A 21,000-nucleotide genomic window follows, 5' to 3' on the forward strand; every position below is an offset into this window, starting at 1 on the left:
ATAAAATTATGAGACAAGAATGGGTTGCCCCCCGGCGCGGACAAGCAAATGTATCGCAAATGCACTACGCCCGTCAGGGGATAATTACCGAAGAGATGGCTTATGTGGCAAAACGGGAAAATCTCTCTCCCGAATTGATTCGCAGCGAAATCGCCCGAGGAAGACTGATTATTCCGGCTAATATCAATCACCTCAATCTCGAACCTATGGCGATCGGTATTGCTTCTAAGTGTAAAGTTAATGCTAATATCGGAGCTTCCCCTAACTCCTCGAATATTAACGAAGAACTGGAAAAATTACACCTAGCGGTCAAATACGGCGCGGATACGGTGATGGATCTTTCCACCGGTGGCGGTAATTTGGACGAAATTCGCACCGCGATTATCAATGCTTCTCCTGTCCCCATCGGTACTGTACCCATCTATCAAGCGGTGGAAAGCGTTCACGGCAATATTGAAAAACTCACCCCCGAAGATTTCCTCCATATTATCGAAAAACACGCCGGGCAAGGGGTGGATTACATGACGATTCATGCGGGAATCCTCATCGAACACCTGCCTTTAGTCAAAACTCGTCTGACCGGGATTGTCTCCCGGGGTGGTGGTATTATTGCTAAGTGGATGCTACACCACCACAAGCAAAATCCTCTCTACACCCATTTCGACGAAATTATCGAGATTTTCAAGCGTTATGACGTTTCTTTTAGTCTCGGTGACTCCCTGCGTCCCGGTTGTACCCACGATGCTTCCGATGCAGCCCAATTAGCGGAATTGAAAACCCTCGGCCAACTGACGCGCCGCGCTTGGGAACACGATGTACAGGTGATGGTGGAAGGACCTGGCCATGTTCCCATGGATCAAATTGAATTTAATGTGAAAAAACAAATGGAGGAGTGTAGCGAAGCACCTTTCTATGTTCTTGGTCCTCTTGTCACCGATATTGCTCCAGGGTACGATCATATCACTTCGGCGATCGGGGCGGCTTTGGCGGGTTGGTACGGGACGGCGATGTTATGTTATGTCACCCCGAAAGAACATCTCGGTTTACCCAACGCTGAAGATGTGCGAAATGGCTTAATTGCCTACAAAATAGCGGCTCATGCGGCAGATATCGCCCGTCATCGTCCCGGAGCGCGCGATCGTGACGATGAACTCTCAATTGCTCGTTATAATTTCGATTGGAATCGTCAATTTCAGTTATCCTTGGATCCCGATCGCGCTAAGGAATACCACGATGAGACTTTACCCGCAGATATCTATAAGACTGCGGAGTTTTGTTCGATGTGTGGACCGAAATTCTGTCCTATGCAAACTAAGGTCGATGCCGATGCGATTACGGAATTAGAGAAGTTTCTCGCTAGTCAGAATCAAGAAAATCTAACCCCAGTTTAAAGGGGAGTTAGTAAGAGGGCTGACTTGATTTCAGCCCTCTTACTAGGATAGAAGTCAAAATTATGGGAATAGCCGCCGATTTTTTGACTAATTGACCCGTTTTTCTAGATATTGACCGATCATCAATTCTTGACCGGCGCGAGAGATAATCGTTTGTCGAGTACGATATTGTTGACCGATGAGTTTAATTTCTTCTTCAAAGACAGAACCGGCGTATTCTGTTCTCAGACAGAGAGTAGAGGGGTTAGGAAAGGTATAAATAGCGCTAACGGGTTTATCCGTCGCAAATCCCCGATCGCGATAGAGAATATTATCTAAAATACCGAATATAGTCGAACCGTTGGAGGGTTTTTTACTCTGGGGACGGAGATAATTACTTTGCCAAGTGACTTCCGTACCACCTAATAAAGTTGTATCTTCCAGATTATGTAAACGGGCAAGTTGAATTAATGGTTCGCTGCCTTGGGGTAAATATTTAATCTCGATGGCGCTGATAACTTCTTGGGGTTCCGTTTCTTGGGTGAGGGTGTAATAACGTCTCTGGGATTGCCAGCGTCCTTCTGTCTGCTTAAAAAAGGCTAAAGCCGAGGTTTCCAGCGATAATTGGGCGGTTTGAATTAATGTCATAGAAATAAAACCTTTCCTGTTTTTTGGGAGAGCAGATTTGTTATCCTTTGTCAAGAGTTTGCCAGAGAATTGTTACACATCTTAATACAATTATAAGCTGTTAAGTATTTAAATTGCCAGTTGAGATGAGGCAAGAGGAGATAGGGTGATAGGGTTTTGGGGTGATAGGGTGATGAGACAGCTTCCCCACTTCCCCACTTCCCCACTTCCCCATCTCCCAACCCACTTTTTACTTTTTACTTTTCACCCGATCTGCCCGGTCTTGGTATTGTTAAAAGTATAGAACCTCCGAACAAGGTCTCAACTCCGTGCAGTTAAAACAAGTAATCATCGCCCATAAGGCCAACCATCCCCAAAGTAAAGCATGGGCGGAAAAATGCGCTAAACAGTTAGAAGCCCGTCAGTGTAAAGTTTTAATGGGACCCAGTGGCTTTAAAGATAATCCCTATCCAGTATTTTTAGCCTCAGCATCGGAAAAAATCGACCTCGCCATCGTTTTGGGGGGAGATGGAACCATTTTAGCCGCCGCTCGCTATTTAGCTCAGGAAGACATTCCAATTTTAGCGGTGAATGTCGGCGGCCATCTGGGATTTTTAACGGAACCTTTTGAGATTTTCCAAGATACGGAGACGGTCTGGGAGCGTTTACAATCCGATCACTATGCGGTACAACAACGGATGATGTTAACTGCCAGAATCTATGAAGGGGATAAAAGAAACCCGCAGGCAGTGAGCGAGGCATTTTATGCCCTGAATGAGATGTGTGTGAAACCCGCTAGTATCGATAGGATGCCCACCTCGATCCTCGAAATCGAAGTGGACGGGGAAGTAGTAGATCAGTACCAAGGAGATGGTTTATTAGTGGCTACTCCCACGGGGTCCACCTGTTACACCGCTTCCGCTAATGGCCCGATTATACACCCCGGCATGGAAGCGATCGCTGTCACCCCGATTTGTCCCTTGAGTCTTTCCAGTCGGCCGATTGTCATTCCCCCGGCATCTCTGGTCAGTATTTGGCCTCTGGGAGACTACGAATTAAACACTAAACTCTGGATGGATGGTGCTTTAGCCACTTCCATTTGGCCTGGGCAATGGGTGGGAGTTACCAAAGCTGAAAAATTCGCCCAATTTATTATCCTGCGGGAAAGCTATTCTTTTTATCAGACTCTACAGGAAAAATTGCAATGGGCCGGGGCGAGAATTCATTATGATGGCAATCGTCATAATTAGGGTTTGCGGCAAAAAGTTTTTCGTGGGGACAGGGTGTGGGGTGTGGGGTGTGGGGTGTAGGGTTTTACCCATTTTCAGGGGGTCAATTACCTAATTTTCAGGGAAAAAGTACCTTAATTTTCCCCCTGATCACTCCAATGGCTGGCACTTTTTGATTTCAAAAAAGCCTAAAAGTCTTACCCAACAAGGTTTTTAGATTTATTCAGCAACCCCTAGATATATGTAATTAATTGTGTCTAGCTACTTATAATTACCGAGATGCCAGTAGGGATCGTTAAAGGTTGAGCGGGGGACAAGGAGCAAAAAGCCCCTTGAACCCCAGCGAATAGAGGGTCAAAAGTTATCAAAATATTTGACAAAATTGCCACTTTATGGTAGGAAATTGGGTCATTATTATCCCTTAAATTTTAAATTTCATCCCATCCAGTTAAGCCAGAAGACATAACATAACTGGTAACGGTTGCTTCAAAAAAGTTAGCTTTGGTGTGGCCTTCTTTTTTGGTATCGGAGAAGCGTTCCAGATGGTTATAGGGACTTTTGTTATACTTTTCTTCCTTGTATAAAGGCTCAAGTCCGATCGCTTTCAGCCGAATATTAGCGAGGTATTTGGTGTACTGTTCGGTACTGTATTCGGTAATACCTAAAATGTCGTTGCCAACAATGTGATTTGTCCAGCGACATTCGTGTTTAACGGCCGTATCGAACATCTCATAAATCTGTTCAACAGAATGGGAAAAAGTTGCCATGGCTTCGGGAATAAGTTTCTGATACAAACGGACGTGACTTAATTCGTCCCGGTTGATCATTTTGAAAACGTCAGCACTACCGGACATTAGCTGTCGAGAAGCGAGATTATAGAAAAAGATAAAGCCGTTGTAAAAATACAAACTCTCTAGCAAATAATCGGCAAGAAGGGCGATAAAATAGCTTTCAGTAGTTTTTTTGTCGATGTATTGCTGGTAGAGACTAGCAATAAATTCACAGCGATCCTTGAGAACTTTATCGGTGCGCCAAAAGTCATAAACTTCGCCTCGGCGATCGGAGGGAATAATCGTTTCAATTAAGTATTGATAACTTTGATTGTGCATGGCCTCTTGAGAAATTTGTTCCGCCATACAAAGACTAATTTCTGGCGCAGTGACGCTACCTTTTAGGTGGGGAATATTACAGGTTTGCACGGAATCAAGAAAAGTTAGATAGGATAAAATACCATCATAAGCATATCTTTCTTCGTCGGTAAGATGCCCGTATTCAGTCACGTCTTGAGTGATATCTAATCGTTGCGGAATCCAGAAATTTTCGCGCATTTGTTGATATAAACCCACCGCCCAGGTGTAGCGGACATCGTTTAATTGCATCAGGTTGGTGGTGTTACCAAACCAGATCGAACGGTTTTCGATCGCATCATCTCCCGCCGGATTGAAGATCGGGGAAATGGGCATCGAAGGGCAAGAATTAACTAAATGTAAGGACATGATTACTTGGATATTATGGCACTTTTAGGTTATAATATATTTTCGGTAAAAAGTCAAATCTTTTGATTAGGAATAAATTCAAAATCTAGGGCTTCTGCCAAAGTAAATGGGCAATAGTTCGGGAATTTCTCTAGGTTTATTCCTGTTTCAATGGCGGCTTTTTTTCTGGCCTTATTGTAGCATTTTTTTAAATTTTCTTCTGTTAAAAAAATCTTAAGACTAGGGCTATTTTCTAAATCTTCTTCGATTCTTTCGCGATGCTCAAAAAGGGTTAATGCCCAGCTTCTGGTTTGTTTTTCTGGCTCTTGTAAGTATTTTAGTAAATGCCATAAAATCACAGTTAGATTACTTTTAAGGGCTTTCTGTTGACTGATAGACATAGATTTTATTTCTTCAATTAAATTCTCTAAATCTAAATCAGAAAATTGATGATTTTCTAGTAAAGATATGGTTTTCTCTAGCCAGAGATAGTAGTCCTTTTCGTATAAGTTCTTTTCCATAATTACCCACTTCACTTGCTTTTATACTCTGTCAATATTATTTTGAGATTTCAGGAAACCAATCCTCATTTAAAGCCTGTTCTATAGTGCAAATTGGAGCTAAACTGACCAAATTTTCAGCCATTCCAGATAATTCGATCAAAGAAATACGAGCTTCTTGAAAAGAGTTGTTAAAAATTTCAATTAGATAAGGCTGTAGACTAGGACTATCGGCAATAATTCTTTTTATGGCACGACGGAAATTCCTAATTTCATTTTTCCATCCTCTTTGATTATATTCTAATTCCGATTCCCAGTAAGCTAGTTTCAGCAAATGTTCTAATAACCGAGTTAAATAACTTTCTAAACTTCGTTTCTCACTTTTACCCATGCTACTAATTTCGTCAATTAAATTCTCTAAATCTAAATCAGAAAACCGATTATTTTCTAGTAAAGATATGGTTTTCTCTATCCAGAGATAGTAATCTTTTTCGTATAAATCACTCTTCATTGCTTAATCCTCTCCGAGAAACTCAGGAAACCAATTTTCATCTAAAATTTGGTCGATTGCTCCAATAGGTGTAGCACTTAAAAGTCTTTTATCGATGCCAGAACCTTCGATAAATAGATGGCAAGCATCCTCATAACATTGCTCAAGAATCTCGGTGAGGTAAGATACTAAGTTTGTATTATAAGTTCCATCCTTTTTGTTGCTAATAATTCTTTTTATTTGAATGCGAAAATTTAAAATCTCCCGTCGCCACTTGTTTTTATTGTAATCGCGCTTAGGTTGCCAATAAGTTAATTTAAGTAAATGTTCCAAGAGTTTAGTTAGTAACCTCTCTAACTTCTGACGTTCTCTTCTGGACATATCTTTTATTTCTTCAATTAAATTTTCTAAATCCAACTCAGAAAACTGGCGATTTTCTAGTAAAGATATGGTTTTCTCTAACCAGAGATAGTAATCCTGTTCGTATAAGTTCTTTTCCATAGTCCCTCACCTTAATTAACTATAATCCAACCAAATCATCAATGATTATTATCCTCATATTCAGGAAACCAATCATCATCCAAAGCTTGGGCAAGAGTGAGAATTTTTTCCGTGGGCAAAGTATTGATTTTTACTCCCATTTTTCTAGCTAGGATACGAAGGGCTGACTGATAACATTTATCAAAACTATTCTCTAGATAGGACTTTAAACTTGGATTATCATCAAGAACTTCCCATAAATCAATTCTAAAAATAGTAATTTCTCCTTTCCAGTGATTAGCATTATATTGGCTTTCCGATTGCCAATAAGCGAGTTGCAGCAAATGTTGGATTATTCTAGTCAATAAACTTGTTAAGGTATGTTTTTCCTTAATACCCATACTTTTAATCTCCTCGAGGAGATTATCTAAATCTAAATCGGAAAATTGATGATTTTCTAGTAAAGATATGGTTTTCTCTATCCAGAGATAGTAATCCTGTTCGTATAAAGTCTTATCCATAGCTGTGATTAGGTGATTAATAAAACTCATTTTATCAGTCCTAATCTTTGATGTAAAAAAATTAAGGTGGGCATTGCCCACCGAAGTTAACCTTAATTAGCGCAACTAGAACAACTATCGTCAGACTCTCGAAAATTGTCCTTTTGTACGGTACGGATATAATAAATCGCTTTACACCCCAATTCCCACGCCATAACTAGGGTATCAAAGATATCTTTGGCAGTGAGACAACGGTTGGGTTCTGCGGGGAAATAAACCCCTTCATTGAGGTTGAATAATAACTCCATAGAAATCCCCGTATCGATCCATTCTTGCATGGTAGCGATCGCTTTTACCACCTGCTGCTGTTCGAGATTTTTGTTCTCTGAATAAAACCAGAAAGCTTCTTCAATAAAAGGTGGTGCGATGGGAACGGTTCCTTTTGCCCATTTATCGTAGAAAAAGCGACTATAAACCGGCAAAACACTAGCGGTACATCCCTGTACCAAACTAGAGGAAGTATTAGGAGCAATGGCGGTAATATGGGAATTACGGATGCCAAATCGTTGAATATCTGTTGCTAATTGTTGCCATCTTTGCGGTTGCACCGCGTTATTTAAAAACCATGCCACTGGTTTGGCACCGATTAATTTACCTTGGCTCCATTCGCTACCCAAGAAAGCTTGATAAGCACCGCGTTCTTTGGCTAATTCCATCGAGGAATAGGTACACCAATAGCCAATTTCTTCAAATAAATTACTAATTTCTGACAGGTTATTGTAGGATAATTTCCGTTTAGCTAACCAGTCAGCCAATCCCATCGCCCCTACCCCAATAGTGCGATATTTATCGTTGTGGTTTTTAGCATTATCAAAGGGAGGATTAGTGATATCGATAGTATTGTCGAGAATCCTGACAGCGATTTGACAATTAGACTCGATTTCTTCCCTGTCGATATTGGCTAAATTAAGGCTAACTAAATTACAACAATGGGCAGTTTTATCGGGGGTGACATTGCTGAAAGATTCGGTGCATTGTCCTGTTAGAATGCCGTTAAACATTCCCAGATGACGCTTGGGTTCTGTAAAACAGTAGGTGTCATCTCGACGACAGGTTAACTCTACCGATTCAATGCGGATAAACTGAGTGGCCGAACGTTGGGGTTCTTTTAAAGTCCATTGTAAGCGATGGGTTTTAAGTCCCAATTGACCAAGTTGAAATAGTCCGACAGAATTAATCAGTAAACGATATTTTGGTTGACAGAGATATTCTTGATAATTTCCCTTTCCATTTGGCATCAATTTATAGCCACCGTCATCCATAAAAGTAACTTTGGAATCAACTCCTAAAGTCTGTAACATTAGGCGAATATCGAGCAAAAATTGCCGGTTAACAGCAGCAATCTGGAGAGACTCGTTAGAACCATTGCGGGCAACTGTTCCATCGGCATCAAGTAAACCAGCTAACCATTCTAAACGAGATTTAATTGTGTAACCATTGAGAGGAACTGTAAATTTACTGGGAATATCTAACGGGAGTTTACAGACGATCCGATCTTGTTTACTGTCATGATATACCGCTAGGGTATCGGTTTCTTTTCTCCAAAAAGTACCTTTTTCAATAGAGCCATTTCCCCGATATTTGTTACGAATAGCCAATAAGGGAAGTAACTCTTTTTTAACTCCGTATAGGTCAACTTCTGGCATTCCATTGTTTCCGTAACTCCCATCTCCAGAAAAGAATCCTGCGGTGTAAGCGTAGGGAAAGTCAAGATCATTTTCTGACTGGACAAGAGGTAGATGGTATTTAATTAATTTATCTCCTTGTTTGAGGTCTTTTGCCTCGACAATTTCCACGGTTCCCTTGTAGTTTTTCTGAACGTAAAACTTATGGTAGTAAGTACATTCTAAGGCCTCTCCGTTAGAGAAATTTACCTTTAATAAAGGCTGGTTTTCTCCAGTCTTTTTAACTAATACTTCTGACCACTCCAATCCATTCCAGACATTAACATATTCCCCCACCAAATCAGCGATTGCTATTTGTCCTCGGTCAGTAAGAATTTTTGTTTCTCCCGCGACGCATAAATTTACACCGGGGATATAGCCATCATGTTTATTAGGATTAGCGCGATTGATGGTATCTTTGAAGGCAATGTAGGGCATTCCTGTTTCTACTTGGGAACGCATGATACTTTTAAATAAGTCCCGGGCATTGATTTTTTTATAGAGGAGAATCTCTTGATCTAAATTAGCTTCTACTAAACGATAGGCCTCTTCAAATTCTTCCCCCCATAGTTCCGCTAATTCTATACCTAATTTATTGCGAACTTCGTAGGGATCTACTAATGTCCACTCGTCTTTATTTATCACCCGACGCATGAATTCATCGGTGATAACTAATTGGGGAAAAACATCATAAGCTTTGCGTCTTTGATCACCGTTTTCTGTCTGCATTTCCAGAAATTCTGGCACATCTAAATGCCAGATGTCAACACCGATAGTTACTGCCCCGGCGCGTCTTCCCCCCTGATTTACTGCAATAGCTGTATCGTTGAGTAATTTAATCCAAGGAATAATCCCCCCGGAAGCATTAGCTTTCCCCATTACCCAGCTACCAGTGGCGCGAATTCTACTCACATTCACCCCGACACCGCCACCATTTTTTGAGATGCGGGCAGCATTAGTAAGCTCGTCGAAAATGCTTTCTAAACTGTCGTCAATGGAGAGGATAAAACAACTGGTTAGGGAACCTTTGGGAGTGCGTAAATTGGCTAAAATTGGGGTGGCGAGAGAGATTTTTCTTTGAGCGATTGCTTGATAAAATTTCTTCGCCCAGTGGAGTCTATTAGCTGGTTCTTCCACAGTGGCAAGCAGTAAGGAACAGGTTAATAATGCCTCTTGGGGTAACTCATTTTTGAGTAAATAACGGCTAGTGATTAACAATGCTCCGGCGTAATCATAATCGATGTCCCAATCGGGATTAATCCAAGAACCAGCTTCTTTTAATTCTGCCTCGGAATAGATGAGAATCCTTTCGTCGTATAGCAACTTTTTAACTTGAGTTTTGACAGTTTTCTCGTAATTTCCGTACTGATAACCCCGGGCTACTAAGGTATCTTTCCAAAGACTCCAAATATGCAATCTTCCCGCCACATAGCGCCAATCCGGTTCCTCTGGACTACACATTTCTAGGGCGCAATTAATTAAATTATCCTGTATTTCCCTAGTGGTAATCCCATCCCGCAGGCGTGTGGTTAAACCCGCTTCTAAGGCGATTGAATTGACTTTTTTGCCCTCACAAGCCCACTCTACCACGTCGCGAATTTTGCCGATATTTAAGCTTGTGGTGGAACCATCGCGCCGAATCACTCTAATTCCATGGCTGCCCATATTAGCTAAAGGGGTAGAACGAAAGGGTATTACTTCGTTATTTTTGTGAATGGAGACGGCAGTAGTCAAGGGCTTTGATTGCATAATTAGGAAATTGCGGCGTTAAAAAATTTGACAAATTAATCTATTTGTACTAGAGTATTCTATCAGATTTTCTGGGAAAACACAACATCTAGCGTGTTAAATAATCCTATCACTCTATATATGGTATAGTCAGGATTATTTTGTTCCCTAAAAACAGTGTTTTGGATGACATTTTCTGGAAAAAAATCAAGAATTTTTTCCAGAAAATAGTTCTTTTGTATGCTTGACAAAAAAGCTATTGTTTGATAGGAAAAACAGATTGACAAAATACTTTTGATCCGATTCTGCTTGACTGCTGAGGAGGTTGTGGTCAGACTTTATTTGTTCTTAACTTTTCGATAATTTAAGACAAGAGTGGATTAAAAGTCAAATTTCCTCTGAGAACCTCTGAGAGAGTAAATTTTCTCTTTTCGCTATTTAGTGGCTTACCGCTAGAATAATAGAACAAAAACGCTATATATAGCGTCTAGCGAGTAGAGGACAAGGATGAAATATTTAGAAGAATGGCGTGATAGCGGGGTGGATGCGGAGTTAATCGAACTCAATGTCACCGGTTTAGCGGGGTTATCTCCCAGTGAATACCTACTCTACTCCCAAGAATTACCGCGACGCAATGATGGCAGAGTTAGGGATGATATTCTCAAGCGTTATGAACATATCAGTCAAGGCGGTTGGTGGTGTTCAGGAATTGACTTATTAACGGGTAATTATGACCTTTGGGGCTGTTTTAAGCCCGATTTTCCCCGTTTAAGCCTTGATAAGGCTAAACCGATTAAGTACGAACATCCTCCCCAAACCCCTACGGGAGTCTTTGCTTTGCGGGTTCCCCTGAAAATTTGGCAAAGGATAGCCCAGCATATCAGTATTAATATTTTAACTGAAGAAGTGGATAATAAGCAAGAGGATCTCGGTTTTTGGTCTTGGGTAATTAAACATCCAGAGATACCTATTTGTCTTACGGAAGGAGCGAAAAAAGCGGGGGCATTACTAACAGCAGGTTATGCGACAATTGCCTTACCCGGAATTCACAATGGTTATCGTACTCCCAAGGACGAATTAGGTAGAAGAATCGGCAAATCTCATCTAATTCCGCAGCTAGAAAAATTAGCTAATTCAGGACGAAAGATTTATCTAGTTTTTGATCAAGAAACTAAACCAAAGAACCAACAAGCGGTTAATTTAGCTTTACAGAGAATGGGTTATCTATTCAGTCAGGCTAACTGTCAGGTAAAGGTGGTTACTTGGGATGCTGCTGACGGTAAAGGGGTGGATGATTTACTAATCAATCGAGGAGAAGATTACTTCCAACAAGTCTATCAAAAAGCTACCTCTTGGGAAATTTGGAAGGCAGCGAGTTTAAATAGTTTAACTCTCCCACCTCATCTAGAGTTAAATAGCCGTTACTTGCCAGATATTGCTATCCCTACATCAGCGCAGTTAATGGCGATTAAATCGGCTAAAGGTACAGGAAAAACTGAGTTTTTAGCTAAGATAGTTAAACAGGCTATTGCCAATCAACAAAAAGTTTTAGTTATTGGTCATCGAGTCAAACTGGTAGAGGAGCTATGTCAACGCTTTGGTTTAAACTATATTAGCAAAGTTAGAGATAATCCTGCGGCACAAATTTACGGTTATGGTTTATGTATTGACTCTCTCCATCCCCAATCACAAGCTAAATTTCATGCGGAAGATTGGCAAGGAGCTATGATTATTATCGATGAGATCGAACAAGTTTTATGGCATGGGTTAAATGGGGATACTTGTAAAACTAATCGAGTAGCAATTTTAAAGTCTTTAAAGTCTCTACTCCAAACTGTGGTCAGCAGCGGGGGAAAAGTCTTAGTTGCTGATGCTGATTTAAGTGATATTTCCCTAGAATATCTAACTTCTTTAGCAGCTATTAAACTAGAAACTTTCTTGATTAGTAACGATTGGAAACCTAATTATCAGGAAGCTTGGCGAGTTTATAACTACTCTGATAATACTCCCCAACAGCTAGTTAAGGATTTAGTTAAACATATTAAAGAGGGAGGAAAACCTTTTGTTTGTCTATCAGCACAAAAATTAACCAGCAAATGGGGGACAATTACCCTAGAATCTTATCTAAGAAAGCAATTTCCTCAGAAGAAAATTCTGCGGATAGATTCAGAGTCATTGCCAGATTCTAGTCACGCTGCCTATCAAGCGATTGGCAATTTAAATCAGTTGTTGCTTAACTATGATATAGTTCTAGCTAGTCCTGCGATTGAAACGGGAATTAGTATTGATATTCAGCAACACTTTACCTCGGTTTGGTGTTTAGCACAGGGAATTCAAACTCCCACTTCTATCGCTCAATTTTTAGGGAGAATTAGAGAGAATATTCCTCGTTATATTTGGTCAGCAGTGTACGGATTTAATCAGGTTGGTAATGGTTCCACTTCTATCCCCAAACTTCTCACCTCTGGACACCGATTAACGGAGGTTAATATTCGCTTACTACACCAATCAGATTTAGAATCTCTTGAGGATTTAGATACAAATTTTCAAGCGGAATCTCTCCTCTGCTGGGCAAAAATGGCTGTGCGAGTAAATGCTTATATGCTTAATTATCGTCAGTCAATCTTAGGTATTTTACAAGCAGAAGGTCATAGAATTAAAGAACGGAATCAGGAAGAAGAACTAGAAATAAATAATCAGTTAACGGAAGCAATTGAAGAAATTAGGGAACATAATTATCGTTCTGAATGCGAGGCAATTGCCAGCGCAGCCGAGATCACGGAATCAGAATATCGTTGGCTTAAAAAACAGTTAATTAAGTCAGTGAAAGAAAGGAGAATTATCAGGAAATATGACCTATACAAACGCTATGGAATCCCCGTCACACCGCAATTAGTGATTAAAGATGATCAGGGATGGTATCAAGAACTACGCTTACATTACTTTTTGACAATTGGGCGACAATTTTTGTGCGATCGAGATGCTTTAATTGCCCGTAAACTGATAGAATCAGGTCACGGAAGTTTATTTATTCCTGATTTTAATGGTAGTCAATTAGGAGTGATTATCGGGACGTTAGAAGTGTTAGGAATTCCCGTATTATTAGCTAACCCTGAAAGAGAATTAACTAATCATGATGCCGATTTACAAAAAATGGCCGAAATCGCCATTAAAAACCGCAACGAGATTAAAACTATCACCAAGATTAACCTCTCTAATACTTCCCGTCCTCTGACGATTATTCGTAATTGTTTGAACTTGTTAGGTTATGAATTAACCAGCAAGGGCAGCCAGAGAATTGCTAAAAAATCTCTAAAAGTTTATCAGATTGTTGCCCCTCAGGATGGTAGAGAACAAGTGTTTCAACAATGGTTATTTAGAGATGAAAAATGTGCGGGAAGTTCTGAGATTTGGTATGAGGACTATCTCTTTTCTCTCACCCAGAAACCATCTCTAGGCGAACCGGAAAATGCTTATATTCAATTAAGTCTAGAATTATAGTCTAGCTATGGGGAAAATTGCCTATTTAAGCGACTTTTTTTCCTAAAATGACCACATCAGCCAGAAAATCGTCTAGATCGGCAATTTGAGGTAAATAACCCCATCGTTGAAAGCCGAATTTTTCAAAGAGACGAATACTGGCTTGATTGTGGGCAAAAATAATACACATAAGATTAGATATACCCAATTTGGGACAGCGATTCAGGGCATATTCTACTAATAATTTACCGATTCCACGACCTTGATAATCGGGGGCAATATATAAACTAACCTCTGCCGTTTTTTGGTAAGCGACACGACCATAAAACATCTGTAAACTCAGCCAACCCACCACCCGACCTTCGATCGCTATTACCCAGATGGGATACTGTTCAGGATCGTGCTTTTTAAACCATTCTCGCCGACTTTCGAGGGAAATAGGCTTTAAATCTGCGGTGGCCTTGCGAGTGGGAACAGCAGCATTATAAATCTCGATAATTGTTGGTAAATCTGTTTCTTTGGCCTCGCGAATAATCATAGAATATCAAGTAAAAAGTCAAAAGTAAAAAGTCAAAAGTAAAAAAATAATATTTCTTATTTTCTACCTACCTATCGGGTTGATTATCAGGATGAAGTATAACCTAATTTTGCCTCTTTATCCAGCCATCTTACTTTAAAATTGAGTTTGATAGCGGACGGTAAACTCATTCAAATTGTAATCGTAGGAAAAGCGAATAAAAGACTGGGAATTGACTCGATAGACGGTTTCCAAATTGGGAAGAATATTAAAATCCGTTGCCCTGATCGCATTACTAACCGCATTCTCCACATCATACACGACCCCTTGGGCTAAGAGGGGAATCGCCAACTGAACCACTCCAAATTGAATTAATTGTTCTGTATTTTTCCCCTGTAAACCATTAAAAACCGACAGCAATTGTTCCCCCAAAAGTCGAATGATTTCCCCTTGGCTGCGGGGGGGAGTGCTGGTTAATTTAACTAGGGGAGTATTAAGCAATCCCTCATCTTCACCTCTAGCAAAAGCCACTGCTTGTAAACAATTAGCAGCTTTTTGTAATTCTGTATCTGTATAGTTTTCCTCTAGGGGAAAAGGTGGACTATCGGGACGAATTTGGCACACTTCATTGAGATTACGTCCTAAATTTGGTAGCAAGCGGTTTAATTCCCCTTCAACGCTGAGGGTGACATCGATCCTTTGAATGCGATTGAGGCTATCATCGGGAATTTCATTGCTAGGAAAATCTCCCCCCGGACGGGAGATAGCAAAATCGCGAGATTGAGAAAATTCGCTGAGAATTGTTCGCAGTTGAATATCAACAAAGGGATTAAAAAGTCCCAACCCGCGACTAGAATCGAAAACAATAACATTTTGATTGCGTCGGTTAAGAAGAAAACGAGTATCGATGTAACTAACCCGTCCTCGATCGAGATTAATCACTCCATTGGTTTGTAATTTCTCCAGTGGAGTGAGCGGACCGTTCAAGGTTAAAGCACCACTAAAATCAAATTGATACAAAGGTTCTTGTTCGATTGATAATCCTGCTAAAGACACTTGGAAATTATTTAAAACTGGAGTAATATTTGTCGTCTGAGGAATGTTGAGAGGATGCAGCCAGCGACTCACTGGTTTATCCGTTTCTTGATTAATTTCTGCTGTGCGAGGAAGAAAAACTTTACCCCTAGAAAGACGCACATTCCCCCCGATAATTGGTTGCTGAATTGTTCCTGTCACCATGGCATTCCCAGCAATTAATCCCCGATAAAGACCATTAATTGCTATATCTCCCTCTTGAATATTAACTGTTAACGGATTAGGATTATTTTTGATGGCTTGAAAGAAAGGTAAAACTCCCACCACAGAAATTTGTCTGTCAGCGATCGAGCCTTGTAATTCCTCTACTGTTAAGCTTTCAGGGGTTAACCCAATGCGGCCATTTACGGTTAAAATCTCTGGAAAAGCAACACTGCGGATAGCGGCATTATTAAGAGTAACTATACCATTTGCTTCTAAATCTTTGATTTTTAAGCCCTCTTTTATATCTAATCTTCCCATCGCTGAAAGAACTACCTCTCCCTCACCGTTAACCCATTCGATGGCGTTTTGACTGATAGCTTCAATTAATTTGATTGCATCGGTTCCCAATTTTGCTTGGATTTTTAATTGATCATTACCCGGTAAGGGAGGATAGGGAATGCTGGCATAGATTTGGATTGATTCGGAGGAGGTTGTCCGCAAATCAAAACGATACTGATTATAGGTAAATAAACCAATTATATCCTGATTAATATTTTGGGCATTAATTGCACCGTCAATAAAGGCAAAATTACCCTGAATACGAGGATTTAATAAGGTTCCTGCAATTTGTCCTTGAGTTTTTAGACTACCGGATACATCCAAGGGAAACTGCACAAAATTTCTCAAGAGATCCAGAGAAAGATTTTCCACGGCAAAAGTTCCCTCTACTTTTTTTAGGGAAAAATCACCCGCTAAAAATACGGAAGAATCTCGTGATTTTAATCTAATCGGTTCTATCCTGAGCAACTGACGATTTAAGTTAAGATTAATTGTTACTTCATCAATAGGAATTAATTGGGTATCGGTGGTGACAATTCCGAGAGGGTTAACAATATTTACCGTCGGTCTTTGGGGTCGCCATTCCCATCTATTGCCCTGAAATTTTACGCTAAGATCTGGATTTTTTAAAGTCCCAGTTAAGGCTATATTTGCTTGATAACGGCCGCGAAAATCTAGTTCAGAAGGTATCCCGACTACCCCTCTTTCCCTTGCTAATTGCTGGATTATTTCTTCAATTTTTGCCCGCAAATTTACCCGTTCTGCTAGGGAAGCTTCGGGATTACCTACTTCTAGGGGACTAAGTTGAATAGCAGGGTTATTTTCGGAGGAGAAAAGGGTGATTAAACTGGTTAAATCATAGATACTAGCAACTGATAATAAATCTTGAATATAACCTTGATCTACCCTGAGTTTAGCTTCTATTTCCTGGGTCTGCCAATTAAATAAACCTTGCAGATTATATTGACTTGCACCCGCTTGTAAACTCCCCTCTTGCAGTTGAACTATGGAATCCCGATAAACCAAATTTGCCGTTAATTTTTCCCCGATTAAGTTACCTAAACTAGGTCGGTTAATCTCTAGTTGTCCCTGTCCCTGTAAGTTAAATAAATTGATGTCTAGATTAGCATTTACTTGTCCAGCAATAATCCCCGGAACATTGTAGGCTGCCGTGGGAGATATTTTCAGGATTTCTAGGGGAAAATCGGCAATCTGAACATTTAAAATTTCTCCGCTTCGTTTAGCTGTTGCTAAAAAAGGAGTTTTATTTCCAAAAGCTTGGCGAATATTTATCCCTAAGGGAAGATAGGGCAGCAGACAATTATTTTGTTGACAAGGATCGAAAGTTAGGTCAATAATGTCCTGATTTCCTCGCAGATTTAAACTAATATTTTGACCGATTCCTGCTTGCATACTTCCTTTTAAGATAGGTTCAAAGGGTCGATCATTAATGCTAAAGTTAGCTAAATTTATATCTCCTTTGATTTGTATATTTCCCACTTTTTGCCAAGCAGTTAAGAGATTTTTTCCTGTGATTTGTCCTTGAAATTCTCCGATCCCTGTCATGGTCGATTCTCTGGGTTTCAAACGAGGATCGATCGGTAAAAGCGATATAATCTCAGCCAAGGGTACAGTAGCAAGGTCGGTTTTTGCCTGTAGATTTAAGTTAACCTCAGCGATATCGGGTTGACTGATAAGATTAGCTAAAAGAATATTTCCTCGCACATCAAAACTATTTTCTCCCCACTGTGCCGAGAGATTATTAACCTGAATTGGTGTTACTCCCTGCCAAATTTCTTTAATATTTCCTGCTAAATTCGCCCTAAAATCTAAGTTAGGAATCGAGATTGATTTTATTCCTGGCAATTGTCCTAGTACGGCAGCGGGATCAAGATTAGCGGCAATAATATCACTTTGCCAGAAATTATTATTCAGTTGTGCCTTAGCTTTAATTTCTCCTTTGGCTACATTAATACGAGAGTTAAAAACTGCTTTGATACTGCTTAAGTTGAGTCGTTTTTCTTGCAGGGAGTCGAAAATAGTTTGGGCATTTCCTGCTGCTTGAAAACTGGTTTGGGAAATATTCAACGGTAGGGGAATATTAGTCTGAAAATTCTCTAAGCTACTGAGAATATTAAAAATACCGTTGTTTAACTGAATATCAGTATTAATCGGATTATTATCCACTAACAACCGAGTATTTACCCTAGCATTGACGGTGGACAAATTAGGGATTTTTCCCGCTAGTAAATTATTGATTGCACTGGTGAAATTGACTTGGGTTTTCCCTAGACTAACAGGAATATTTATATTGGGTAAAAACGGATTTAAGTTAATGCCAGCTGTATTAACTATACCGCTTAAAATACCTTTTTCCAGTTGGGCAGTAGTTTTTAGGGATCGATTATTGACAAATAACTGTATATCTCCCTCTCCGCGCCAAGTTTGTAAATCCGTTAAAGTTCCGCTAATCAGAGAATTTATCCTGCCAGCAAAGCTGATTTTTGCCCTGCCTAAACTGACGGGAACTGTTAAACTTTCCACTAGAGGATTAAGACTAATCCCACTGGTATTAACTGTTCCTGTCAGGAAACCTTGATTCAGTTTGGCTGTGGCAATTAAAGGATTATTATCTACTAATAACTGCATATTACCTTGACCTTGCCAACTGCTGAAAATATTATTTTTATTATTTAGTAATTCTCCTAAATAACCTTGTAAATTAATTTGTGATCGCACTAATTTAACCTGGGTTGGTAAGTTAGGCAATAGGGAATTAATCGGCAATCCCGCTAAGAAAGCGTTAGCCTGAAGATTTCCTTGCAATACTTGACTATTGACTAAAATTGTGCCTTGTTTACTGCTAATTTCTAAGTTAGCAACTCCGTTTAAAGTATTAATATTAAGTTGGTCAATTTGGCCACTAACTTGAATATTAGCTGTCTCTAAATTTAAGGGCTCTAAGGTTTCTAGGTAGGGGCAAATGCTATCTAAATATTGACAAACAAGAGGCACAAAAGGAGTCAACAAAAAGTTATTACTCGTGATTTTTGCCCGGACTAATTTGCTAGTAAAATCCCTATTACCATTAACCTGTAGTTTGCCGCCATTTGTTTTAATGACCGTATCGGTTAAATTTATTTTGTTGCCCCCTAAAAATACTTTACCCTCCCCGGCAACATTGATTAATCCTGACTGATTAACCGTGGGTATTTGCCAATTAATTAATAATTGTGGCAGTCCTAAACTACCCCTAGCTTTAATATTAGCTTGCAGATCGTTTATATTAATTTTAGCGGGAATTGTTGCGAATTGAGATAAAATTTTTCTCGTGGGAAAATGCGCTTGTAAATTCAAATTAATCGGCATTTTTGTCCCGTCAAGAGGTTGATTTTTTTGCAGGGATTGCAGAATATTTAACTGCAATTTTCCTTCTCCTTTAATTTCTCCACCTGCGACGGGTTTAATTTGAATTTTATCTAAATTAAGACGATTGAGATTTGTTTGAAAATTACTGGTTATTGATTGAATAGGAATTTGCTCAAAAATAATCGGTTTGCTGTTGCTAACGGTTCCTTTAATTAGAGGTTGATCTAGTTTTCCCGTCACTTGAAAAGTAGAGCGCGCTTCTCCCCGTAAATCTAGAGGTGATTGCAGATAAATAATTCTTAAAAGTTGTTGTAAATCCACCGATTCTAGAGCGACATTGAGATGATAACCAGTTTGCCAATTTACTTCTCCTCTCACCTCAGTTTTAATCTTGCCAATAGTTGCGTTCGCCTGTTCAACTAATACTTTGTCTCCCTGTAAATTTAACTTAGTTGTTAGCTTAATTGGATAGGGGAAAGGGTGGAATTTTCCCGCTACTTCCGTCACCTGAAAATTGCCATTACCTTGAATTTGATTTAGCTTTGCCCAACTGGGAATATTGAGAGCAATATTAGCATTTACTTGTCCTTGATTTAATTGAAAATTGCGATTAGGAATTAAAGTTAATAGTTCACTTAAGTTTAAACGGTCGATCTGAAGATTAGTTAGGCTTTCACCCGTTTTTAACGCCGTTTCTCCTTGAATTTTTACTTGACTTTTGAGGATTTCTGCGCTAAAATCGTAGGTGAGAGGCTGCCTTTGATTATCAATAAATCTTCCTTGACCATCGGCCTTAATTTCTATCGGTTTTTTCAGGGCATAGGGTTGGATAGTAAGAGCTGCCTTCTCCACCTGAAAACCCAGATTTAACTTAATGGGTGCCTCCCGATCAAAGTTACTAGCTATTTTTTCTAAATTATCGAGCCATTGACCATTTTTATCCTGATCGAGATAAATACTGGGATTAATTAACTTGACATCAATCGGCAGCGGCAGACCTAAAAGTAAGGGCAGCGGATTTAATCCCAATTCGATCGCATCAATAGATAAACTATCAGCAGAATTGGCCGTAGCTGGAATTTCCGATTTACCGATACGAATGCGATTAAAATAAAAGCCCTCTATCTTGCCTACCCTGACGGGTCTGTGCAGCATTTCACTGAAGATATTGTCTAAAATTGGGGTTAGACGTTCATAAACTAAATAACGAGTCGTAAAATAGCCAAGGGAGGTAATTCCTAGGAGAGTAATTCCCCCAACAATTAAAGTAGAAGGCCGGCGGACAAATCGACCGATACTCAGAAAAAGATTAGGACGAGGAGAAGGATCACCAGGGGAGTTACTCATAATTGTTTACCTCACACACACCAAAGAAAAGGCAATGGCTCACCAGAGCTAATGAACTATGTTGACATCCTCACCGCCGTAAACGGACGGTGATTCCTCACCACGCCACCTTTTTAGAATGGTCGCTGAATGGGGTTAACGCTTCACAGGATGCTGCTTCTTTAACAGAAGTCTTACGCTTTCCTCCACGTCCGTTTAAAGTCTCCGAATGTCCTCCGGCGACCTTGATATTTACCGCAGCGTTGATGTCTCGATCATGAAAAGTTCCACAGAAAAGACATTCCCACTCACGAACATTTAACGCCTTTTTCCCGCCAATATTCCCACAACAGGAACATCGCTGAGACGTTGGCTCCCATCGAGAAATTATCCGAAAATTACGCCCATATTTATCGGACTTTGCTGATAGCATATCTCGAAAAGAACGCCAGCCTAAGTCTGATATAGCACGGGATAGCTTACGATTCTTAACCATTCCCGATGTGTTTAAATCCTCTAAAATTATCGTTTGATTTTCACGAACAATTCTAGTGGACAGTTTATGTAAGAAATCAGTGCGAGTGTCCTTAATCTTTGCGTGGATTTT

Annotated in this window: 14 protein-coding genes; 3 read left to right on the forward strand and 11 right to left on the reverse strand. The window is 39.9% G+C overall.

From position 1 onward, the window contains the following. Nucleotides 1-8: 8 nt before the first annotated feature. Complete coding sequence (gene thiC, locus EWV84_RS11545; RefSeq protein ID WP_286825098.1) at nt 9-1,391, forward strand: phosphomethylpyrimidine synthase; 1,383 nt, start codon at nt 9-11, stop codon at nt 1,389-1,391. Between the two features lie 87 nt (nt 1,392-1,478). On the opposite strand, the gene EWV84_RS11550 is transcribed toward thiC, so the two are convergent. Continuing rightward, nucleotides 1,479-2,018, reverse strand: a complete 540-nt coding sequence (locus EWV84_RS11550; protein WP_046660836.1) for a phycobiliprotein lyase — start codon at nt 2,016-2,018, stop codon at nt 1,479-1,481. Between the two features lie 50 nt (nt 2,019-2,068). Next, nucleotides 2,069-2,239, reverse strand: coding sequence for a hypothetical protein (locus EWV84_RS11555; protein ID WP_287078107.1), 171 nt, complete (start codon nt 2,237-2,239; stop codon nt 2,069-2,071). A gap of 87 nt (nt 2,240-2,326) precedes the next feature. On the opposite strand from EWV84_RS11555, the gene EWV84_RS11560 reads away from it, so the two are divergent. After that, nucleotides 2,327-3,247, forward strand: coding sequence for an NAD(+) kinase (locus EWV84_RS11560; protein WP_286825099.1), 921 nt, complete (start codon nt 2,327-2,329; stop codon nt 3,245-3,247). A 407-nt stretch (nt 3,248-3,654) separates the two neighbouring features. Here EWV84_RS11560 and EWV84_RS11570 read toward each other — a convergent pair whose 3' ends face one another. From EWV84_RS11570 to EWV84_RS11595, 6 genes are all read right to left on the reverse strand, one after another. After that, the gene (locus EWV84_RS11570; RefSeq protein WP_287078108.1) at nt 3,655-4,722 is read right to left on the reverse strand and encodes a ribonucleotide-diphosphate reductase subunit beta; all 1,068 of its coding nucleotides are present in this window, start codon (nt 4,720-4,722) and stop codon (nt 3,655-3,657) included. A 53-nt stretch (nt 4,723-4,775) separates the two neighbouring features. Next, nucleotides 4,776-5,222 carry a DUF29 domain-containing protein gene (locus EWV84_RS11575; RefSeq protein ID WP_287078109.1) on the reverse strand — a complete coding sequence of 149 codons (447 nt, stop codon included), beginning with the start codon at nt 5,220-5,222 and terminating at the stop codon, nt 4,776-4,778. Between the two features lie 37 nt (nt 5,223-5,259). Then, nucleotides 5,260-5,712, reverse strand: a complete 453-nt coding sequence (locus tag EWV84_RS11580) for a DUF29 domain-containing protein (RefSeq protein ID WP_287078110.1) — start codon at nt 5,710-5,712, stop codon at nt 5,260-5,262. A gap of 3 nt (nt 5,713-5,715) precedes the next feature. Beyond that, the gene (locus EWV84_RS11585; RefSeq protein ID WP_287078111.1) at nt 5,716-6,192 is read right to left on the reverse strand and encodes a DUF29 domain-containing protein; all 477 of its coding nucleotides are present in this window, start codon (nt 6,190-6,192) and stop codon (nt 5,716-5,718) included. 38 nt (nt 6,193-6,230) lie between these two features. Beyond that, nucleotides 6,231-6,722, reverse strand: coding sequence for a DUF29 domain-containing protein (locus tag EWV84_RS11590; RefSeq protein ID WP_287078112.1), 492 nt, complete (start codon nt 6,720-6,722; stop codon nt 6,231-6,233). A gap of 62 nt (nt 6,723-6,784) precedes the next feature. Further along, nucleotides 6,785-10,144 (reverse strand): ribonucleotide reductase barrel domain-containing protein, encoded by a 3,360-nt coding sequence (locus EWV84_RS11595; RefSeq protein WP_287078113.1) that lies wholly within the window; start codon nt 10,142-10,144, stop codon nt 6,785-6,787. 486 nt (nt 10,145-10,630) lie between these two features. Between EWV84_RS11595 and EWV84_RS11600 the strand changes: the two genes are divergently transcribed. Next, complete coding sequence (locus EWV84_RS11600) at nt 10,631-13,624, forward strand: plasmid replication protein, CyRepA1 family (RefSeq protein WP_287078114.1); 2,994 nt, start codon at nt 10,631-10,633, stop codon at nt 13,622-13,624. Nucleotides 13,625-13,649: 25 nt separating this feature from the next. Here EWV84_RS11600 and EWV84_RS11605 read toward each other — a convergent pair whose 3' ends face one another. The 3 genes from EWV84_RS11605 to EWV84_RS11615 all read right to left on the reverse strand — a co-directional run. After that, entirely contained in the window at nt 13,650-14,141 is a 492-nt protein-coding gene (locus tag EWV84_RS11605) for a GNAT family N-acetyltransferase (protein WP_286825110.1), read from the reverse strand. Between the two features lie 135 nt (nt 14,142-14,276). After that, nucleotides 14,277-20,414, reverse strand: coding sequence for a translocation/assembly module TamB domain-containing protein (locus EWV84_RS11610; RefSeq protein WP_287078115.1), 6,138 nt, complete (start codon nt 20,412-20,414; stop codon nt 14,277-14,279). Nucleotides 20,415-20,511: 97 nt separating this feature from the next. Then, on the reverse strand, nt 20,512-21,000 hold a 489-nt coding region (locus tag EWV84_RS11615; protein WP_287078116.1), incomplete at its 5' end, for an RNA-guided endonuclease TnpB family protein.

The sequence above is a fragment of the Microcystis sp. M_QC_C_20170808_M3Col genome (assembly GCF_007095505.1).
Lineage (GTDB): Bacteria > Cyanobacteriota > Cyanobacteriia > Cyanobacteriales > Microcystaceae > Microcystis.

Coding starts and splice junctions, on each gene's coding strand:
- EWV84_RS11610 (WP_287078115.1), bottom strand. CDS start 20,414: ATGAGTAACTCCCCTGGTGATCCTTCTCCTCGTCCTAATCTTTTTCTG.
- EWV84_RS11590 (WP_287078112.1), bottom strand. CDS start 6,722: ATGAGTTTTATTAATCACCTAATCACAGCTATGGATAAGACTTTATAC.
- EWV84_RS11600 (WP_287078114.1), top strand. CDS start 10,631: ATGAAATATTTAGAAGAATGGCGTGATAGCGGGGTGGATGCGGAGTTA.
- EWV84_RS11605 (WP_286825110.1), bottom strand. CDS start 14,141: ATGATTATTCGCGAGGCCAAAGAAACAGATTTACCAACAATTATCGAG.
- thiC (WP_286825098.1), top strand. CDS start 9: ATGAGACAAGAATGGGTTGCCCCCCGGCGCGGACAAGCAAATGTATCG.
- EWV84_RS11570 (WP_287078108.1), bottom strand. CDS start 4,722: ATGTCCTTACATTTAGTTAATTCTTGCCCTTCGATGCCCATTTCCCCG.
- EWV84_RS11575 (WP_287078109.1), bottom strand. CDS start 5,222: ATGGAAAAGAACTTATACGAAAAGGACTACTATCTCTGGCTAGAGAAA.
- EWV84_RS11595 (WP_287078113.1), bottom strand. CDS start 10,144: ATGCAATCAAAGCCCTTGACTACTGCCGTCTCCATTCACAAAAATAAC.
- EWV84_RS11580 (WP_287078110.1), bottom strand. CDS start 5,712: ATGAAGAGTGATTTATACGAAAAAGATTACTATCTCTGGATAGAGAAA.
- EWV84_RS11585 (WP_287078111.1), bottom strand. CDS start 6,192: ATGGAAAAGAACTTATACGAACAGGATTACTATCTCTGGTTAGAGAAA.
- EWV84_RS11550 (WP_046660836.1), bottom strand. CDS start 2,018: ATGACATTAATTCAAACCGCCCAATTATCGCTGGAAACCTCGGCTTTA.